At 54.3% G+C, this 6,316-nt stretch carries 6 protein-coding genes; 3 read left to right on the top strand and 3 right to left on the bottom strand.

The genetic code is table 11. The features are described 5' to 3' along the window. Window positions 1-56: 56 nt before the first annotated feature. A complete protein-coding gene (locus AUQ43_RS06155; RefSeq protein ID WP_232310604.1) occupies window positions 57-338 on the top strand; it encodes a DUF5818 domain-containing protein in 282 nt (93 codons plus the stop codon). 9 nt (window positions 339-347) lie between these two features. Here the strand turns inward: AUQ43_RS06155 and AUQ43_RS06160 are convergent, their stop codons facing one another. The 3 genes from AUQ43_RS06160 to AUQ43_RS06170 form a co-directional block, all read right to left on the bottom strand. Beyond that, window positions 348-1,124 (bottom strand): SPOR domain-containing protein, encoded by a 777-nt coding sequence (locus AUQ43_RS06160; RefSeq protein WP_062955385.1) that lies wholly within the window; start codon window positions 1,122-1,124, stop codon window positions 348-350. 2 nt (window positions 1,125-1,126) lie between these two features. After that, entirely contained in the window at window positions 1,127-3,511 is a 2,385-nt protein-coding gene (locus tag AUQ43_RS06165) for a Lon protease family protein (RefSeq protein ID WP_062955386.1), read from the bottom strand. Between the two features lie 194 nt (window positions 3,512-3,705). Continuing rightward, complete coding sequence (locus tag AUQ43_RS06170; protein WP_062955387.1) at window positions 3,706-5,172, bottom strand: PLP-dependent aminotransferase family protein; 1,467 nt, start codon at window positions 5,170-5,172, stop codon at window positions 3,706-3,708. Window positions 5,173-5,251: 79 nt separating this feature from the next. Here AUQ43_RS06170 and AUQ43_RS06175 point away from each other — a divergent pair, with 79 nt between their 5' ends. Next, entirely contained in the window at window positions 5,252-5,536 is a 285-nt protein-coding gene (locus tag AUQ43_RS06175; protein ID WP_062955405.1) for a DUF1127 domain-containing protein, read from the top strand. Between the two features lie 110 nt (window positions 5,537-5,646). After that, a partial coding sequence (locus tag AUQ43_RS06180) for a threonine dehydratase (RefSeq protein ID WP_062955388.1) occupies window positions 5,647-6,316 on the top strand: 670 nt, incomplete at its 3' end.

Consider the following 6,316-nt stretch of genomic DNA (forward strand, 5'->3'; position numbering starts at 1 on the left):
AATGTCGTTTATGCAGAGGAGCACGACAGATGAACAGCCTATTTGGAGCCGGGATAATGCGAAAATTCGCTGTCGTTGGTGTCGTCCTGGCGTTGGCGGGGTGCTCGTTCCTTGAGAAGGAAAACTTTACTGTCGGTGGTGAAATCACGGACCAGGGACAGGAATGCGTTACATTCCGTGCCGATGATGGAACGCTTTATGCGCTTGCCAACAAGGCAAGCCATTTCCGACCGGGAGATAAAGTACGAATCACCGGGCGTTTGGCCTTGATGACGACCTGTACAGAGGCGACAACCCTGATTGTTGACAAGATTGTTCTGCTGGCACCGGGGGATTGATTTTAACGCCTAGCGGTCCGGCGCAAAACAATCAGTGCCGTCAGCTTTTAGCTGGCGGCATTGTTTTTGTGCGCTGGCGGCATCCGCGAATCCCAGAAGTTGCAGGCGATGGTATGTGCCTTGGCTACCAAGATCGGCGGATATGATTTGTTTGTCGTGCGCCTTACTCAGTTTCGGGTAGCGGATGCTAAAACTTGCCCAATAGGTCTCAGCGGTAAAAGAATCGCGAAACGCGCCAAGTTGGATGAAATGACGGTTTTGATCTGCGGGCGCGGCTGTTTCCACCGGGTTCACGCTGGCAGAAGTCGATGCCACCGTCCGCTGTGTTGGCATGGCAGATGGCGTGGTGTTGACTTCTGCCGTATTCGGCGATGCAGGGATAGAGACAGGCTTTGTTGCTGTTGGCGGGGCTTGCTTCCGAACCGGGCGGATCGGCGCTTGACCGGTAATTGATCGATGATACTGGTCGGCCAACGACGGGATTTCTGTTTCTTCTGTTATGTTGGCACTCGTTGGTATTGTTCCGGGTAGAAGGCTGACGGGTTGGTTGCCAGATGGAACGCTGGTTGCACGTGCTGGCAGGTCTGTTGGGATCATGTCTATCCCCGTTTGCCTGGCATCCGGGGACGGGGTTTGTGCCATTGTAGTTGATACCAGTGTAATGGCGTTCAACAAGGCAATGGCGAGTCCAAAGGTAAACCGCAAACCACCCCACGTTCCACCAATGCCAAACGGTTGCGATGCGCTGACCGCCTTGTTCGCGCATTTGCGGGTTGGTTTGGGCATTCCTACATCTCCGTGCGCGGACCATACGCGTGACGTTCACGCAGTATCTTGTCATTGCTGCGCAGACGTTCCATGGCCTTGCCGTAGACGGTGTCAGATGCGTACTGTCCATCTGGGCGGTCGCCTGTTGCCATCCCGGTCAGAAGTTCAATCGCATCGTTTATGTGCTCAATCGTCCAGATGTTGAACTTGCCCTGACGAATGGCTTGAACAACTTCTTCACGCAGCACAACGTTTTCGGCATTGGCCAGGGGAATGATGACCCCCTGATCACCCGTAAAGCCCTGATCAGCGCAAATGCGATAGAAACCTTCTATTTTGTGTGAAATACCGCCGACCGGTTGCGCCTGGCCAAACTGGTTCATCGATCCCGTGATGCCGACATTCTGGCGCATCGGGATGTTTGAGACGGCCGAGACAATGGCGCACAGTTCCGCCATCGAGGCAGAGTCCCCCTCGATGCCGCCGTAATTCTGTTCAAAGGTGACGTTGCAGGCGAATGAAAGCGGGAAGTCCTGTGCAAAGCGGGACTTCAGGAAGCCCTCGATGATCATTACCGATTTTTGCTGCAAGGGGCCTGACATATCAACCATGCGTTCGATATTGAGTACGCCCAGACTACCGACATAGGAACGCGCAGAAACGCGGGCCGGAAGACCAAAGGCATGATCACCATAATCAAGAACCGTCAGGGCATTGACCTGACCGATGACGGCGCCAAAACTGTCGATCAGGATTTCACGTCGTTGGACTCGCTCATGTGATCTGTCTTCAAGGCGTGAATTGCGGTGACGGCGTTCCTCGATTGCGCGTCTGACATCAGCAGCACGGATGGTTTCGCGGCCTTCGGCCTTGCTCAGGGCTCCGGCCTCGATTGCGACATCTTCGACCCGTTCGATTTGCGCTGTCAGTTTGTCGCGTTCCCCGGCCCAACGGGCCGCCTGACCAAGCAGTTGGCGGATGGCGCCGTTATCAACCGGGATACCGGAACGTGACAGGGCGGAGGCCCGCAACAACCCGGTATAGATCGAAATGTTACGGCCTGCTGCTGGCATATCGGCATCAATATCGGCCTTGACGCGGAAGTGGTTTCGGAAGTCCACATCAAGCGAGAAGAAGGTGTAGTAGAATTTGGGGGCGCCAACGATCACGACCTTAAGATCAAGCGGGATCGGCCGGGGTTCCGGTGCGCCAGCAGTCGGTGCGCCGCCCTTGTGCGTTTCCTCAATCCGAATTTCGCGGTCACGCAAGGCTGCTTTTAAATATCCCCAGCATTCTTCGTGTTCCAGCAGGCTTTCCGCACGCAGAACCAGAACGCCGCCATTCGCGCGGTGAAGCGCACCGGGTTTGATCAAGCTGAAATGCGGGTGCATGCCGCCGCCAATTGGCCGGTACTGAATTTGCCCGAAAAGGTTGTCGTAGCTTGGGCTAGGTTCAAGCACGACATCCGGATGATCATCACGCGAGTGATCAATCAACAGATTGACGGCATAGCGATCATCAACGGTTTCAGGAATTTTGCCATCGCCGCTTTCGATGGAGGGTTGATCGCTTGCTTCCTCGAACGCGTCGATATTATCCAGAATGTCTTTCTCAAGGGCCTCGAACCAGGCTTTAAGGCCCGGGCTCGTGAACTTGTCGCGCAGTTTCTTGATGCGCGGTTTCAGGACAACCTTGGCCGCGCCGCGCCGCAGGCTATCAAGCGTATCGGCGATCTGTTCTTCGAGTTCGCGGGTCGACAGCAGTGTTTTTCGGGCTTCCTCGGCAACCTCTTCAAACGCATCTTCGGCTTCGTTTCGGCGTTCCTTTGGTATTTCGTCAAGTGAGACCGGCTCGCCTTCGTCGTTCAGCGCGACGATCATGACGCCTTTTTCGTTTTCCTGAACATCAAGGCCGCGTTCACGTGCATATTCGCGCAGCGCATCGAATTTTTCACGCAACTGGGCACGGGCTTCTTCAGTTTGGGTCTGTGTTTCGGTCAGGTGGGCCGGCGCATTAAAAGCAGATGAAAAGGCTTCGCGCAAATGGGAGATCAGCGTCTCCATTGCTGTGAGCAGCTTTTTGCCCTGACCGGCAGGAAGGGCATAGGGCCGGGGGCGATTTGTGCGCGAAAAATTGTTTAGATAAACCCAGTCATCGGGGGCGTCGCGCTCCTCCATGGCCTTGTTGAGGTAATCAAGCGTCGCGGTCATGCGACCGGCGCGATCCAGACCAAGCACGAAAATGTTAAACCCGGGCTCGGACATTGAAAGCCCGAATTTAAGAGCCTCGGCGGCGCGGTAATGGGACGAAAAATCGAATATTTTTGGTTGTTGGTCTTTATGAGGGCTGCGAATACGGAAATGCGGGAAACCACAATCATCTGCGTCAAGGCGGGAAACTGGCATCTGCTGACTTTCTGCTGCCCAAGATACAATATCAATCAGGGGATTTTTGCCCCTGCAGCATATCTTGGAAGCAACGCAATCATGCGGTCAAGCATTGCGTGCGGAAATTGTTGAAAAGCCAGCAGGAACCGTGTTCTGACCAAGGTGAGTGAAGGGTTGGTAAGACGATGGATCCGAAATAAATAACGCCCAAACTAAATAACGACTGTGTTGCCGAAATCGCTGCTTTTAAGCAATCTATCCACGATCTGAACGCCGCGGCGCAGTCGTTCCGGGGATCGTTCCGCGCCGAAACAAAGGCGCAAACCACGCGGGACATGACCAACAGAAAACTGTTGAGCGGCAGTAAGAAGCACACCGCTATTGGCGGCATTCATCACCAGTTCACCAGCTTCGATATGTTCGGGAAGTTCCAGCCAGATGTGGTAGTTGGTGGGGTGGAAGCGAATGTTATAGCCCTTGAGGGTGCCAAGAATGATGGCCAGACGCTGGGCGGCAGCTTCCCGGTGCCAGCCTTCGAACTGGGCAAGAGTGCCATCTTTGATCATGCGAACCACGAGCTCGAGATTGATGGTTGAAACCATCCAGCATGTCGAACGGATTGCACTGGCCAGCTTGCCGATCATTTCACCGGGGGCATGAATATATCCGACACGCAGGCCACCCCCGATGCTTTTGGATACACCATCCAGATAGATGCTGCGTTCCGGGGCAAAGCACGACAGTGGCGGCGGGGCGTCCGGGTCAAGAAAGTGGTAAATGCCGTCTTCGATCAATGTCAGATCATATTTGCGCAGGATTTCGGCTATCTCGATGCGACGTTGCTGGCTCATGGTGCAGCACAGCGGATTATGCAGTGTGGGCATCAAATAGATGGCGCGCGGGCTTTGCGTTCGGCACAGATTTTCAAGCGCATCTGGCATGATGCCTTCTTCATCCATCGCGACGCCCCGCAGGCGGAATTGCAGAAGGTTGGCAAGACTGCGCAGGTTCGGATAGGTGAGTTCTTCGCACAGAACAAGATCACCCGGGCGTACAGAAGCAAGCAGTGAAACTGTCATGCCGTGCTGAACGCCAGCTGTTGGTAAAACCCGATCAGGATTGTCATCCAGACCCAATCGACCAGCCGCAAACGCCAATGCTTCGCGTTGGTGGGCTACGCCATATTCGGATTTATAGGACACCATGTCATCGGTGGTCATGGTGGTTGCGACTTCCATCAGGGTTTCACGAATGCGGCCCTCTTTCGGGGGGAGGGGGCAATTCATTCGGAAATTCACCGGCCCGGAATCTTCTGTTTCGGTTGATCGAGAAGACTCTGACATCGGCGTGCTGGTGGCGCGTGCAAGCTGACTGAGGTTGTTGGTAAATGCCATCGGAATTGGGGCGGTAGCTGCCATATCAAGTTCCGACTGGATATTGTCGAGAACATAGGTTCCGCGACCGACCTCGCCAGCAACAAGCCCAAGCCGCTCCGCCTCGCGGTAGGAACGGGTGATTGTCCCGACCGTAACGCCCAGCTTATAGGCAAGATCACGATGGGTCGGCAGTCGGTCTCCCGGTTTCAGGGAGCCTTCTTTGACTGCGGTACTAATGGCTTGTGCGATCTGTCGATAAACAGGGCCGCCAGCCTCATCCAGTTTCGGGAACCATATTGTCATGGTGACAATGTTTAAATTGACACAATAATAATGTCAATGACAAAACAATATCGAGACAATTAACCGAAAGGAGATGGAAATGGTGAATTGTAACGATACAATCCAGATCCCTGGCATTCAGGCAAATAATCACAGTGCGGTATCCGGCAAACAGGACAAAAAACCTGTGTCCTGGCGCATGGTGATCACCGGTATGCTGATCTCTGCGGTTGAATATCTTGCGGCGCGTCAAGCTCACGCACGTGATCGTCATGCTTTGCAACACCTTGATGACCGGATGCTTAAGGACATCGGTGTGACGCGTGCAGACATTGAACGGGAATTGGCCAAGCCGTTCCTGTCGGACTTCCCCCGGCGCGGCTAGCCACCGTCGCGCATGACGGAGGCACTTTGCTCCCATTGTGCCTCCGTTCGGCGGGGAATGTTCTTAATGTGTTGATTGTCACGATTTTTCAAAAAAAGGGATACAATTAGATGTTCGATGCAGGTGAATTGCGAGAGGCAGCGGATTTTGTACATCGGTATGTCGCGCCAACCCCGACAATTCAGTGGCCGCTGCTTGATCGTGCAACCGGATTGTCCCTGTATGTGAAGCACGAAAACCATACCCGACTGGGTGCGTTCAAAATCCGGGGCGGGCTGACCTTTTGCCGTTACCTTGGAAGATCGATTGATGTGAACCGGGGTATCATTTCGGCGACACGGGGTAATCATGGTCAAAGCCTTGCTCATGCGGCCAGCCGTTTCGGAATGCCTGCAACCATTATTGTCCCGCATGGCAATTCAGTTGAAAAAAATGCCGCCATGCGTGCTTGGGGAGCCGAGGTGATCGAACACGGTCACGACTTTCAGGAAGCGGCCGAGTACGCCAAGACGCTCGCGGCCAGTGAAGACCTTGTTATGGTACCACCATTCCATCGGGAACTTGTTCGCGGTGTGGCATCCTATGGCCTGGAGCTTTTTGACGATATCGCTGGGCTCGATCGTGTTTATGTACCGGTTGGTATGGGGTCAGGGATTTGTTCGTTGATCACAGTGCGGGATGCTTTGGGCCTCAAAACCGAAATCATCGGCGTGGTCGCAACTGGCGCAGATGCCATTCGTCAGTCATTCATGGCGGGTGAGATTTTCCAGACTCCAACCG

The sequence above is a fragment of the Thalassospira sp. MCCC 1A01148 genome (assembly GCF_001613795.1).
Taxonomy (GTDB): Bacteria; Pseudomonadota; Alphaproteobacteria; order Rhodospirillales; family Thalassospiraceae; genus Thalassospira.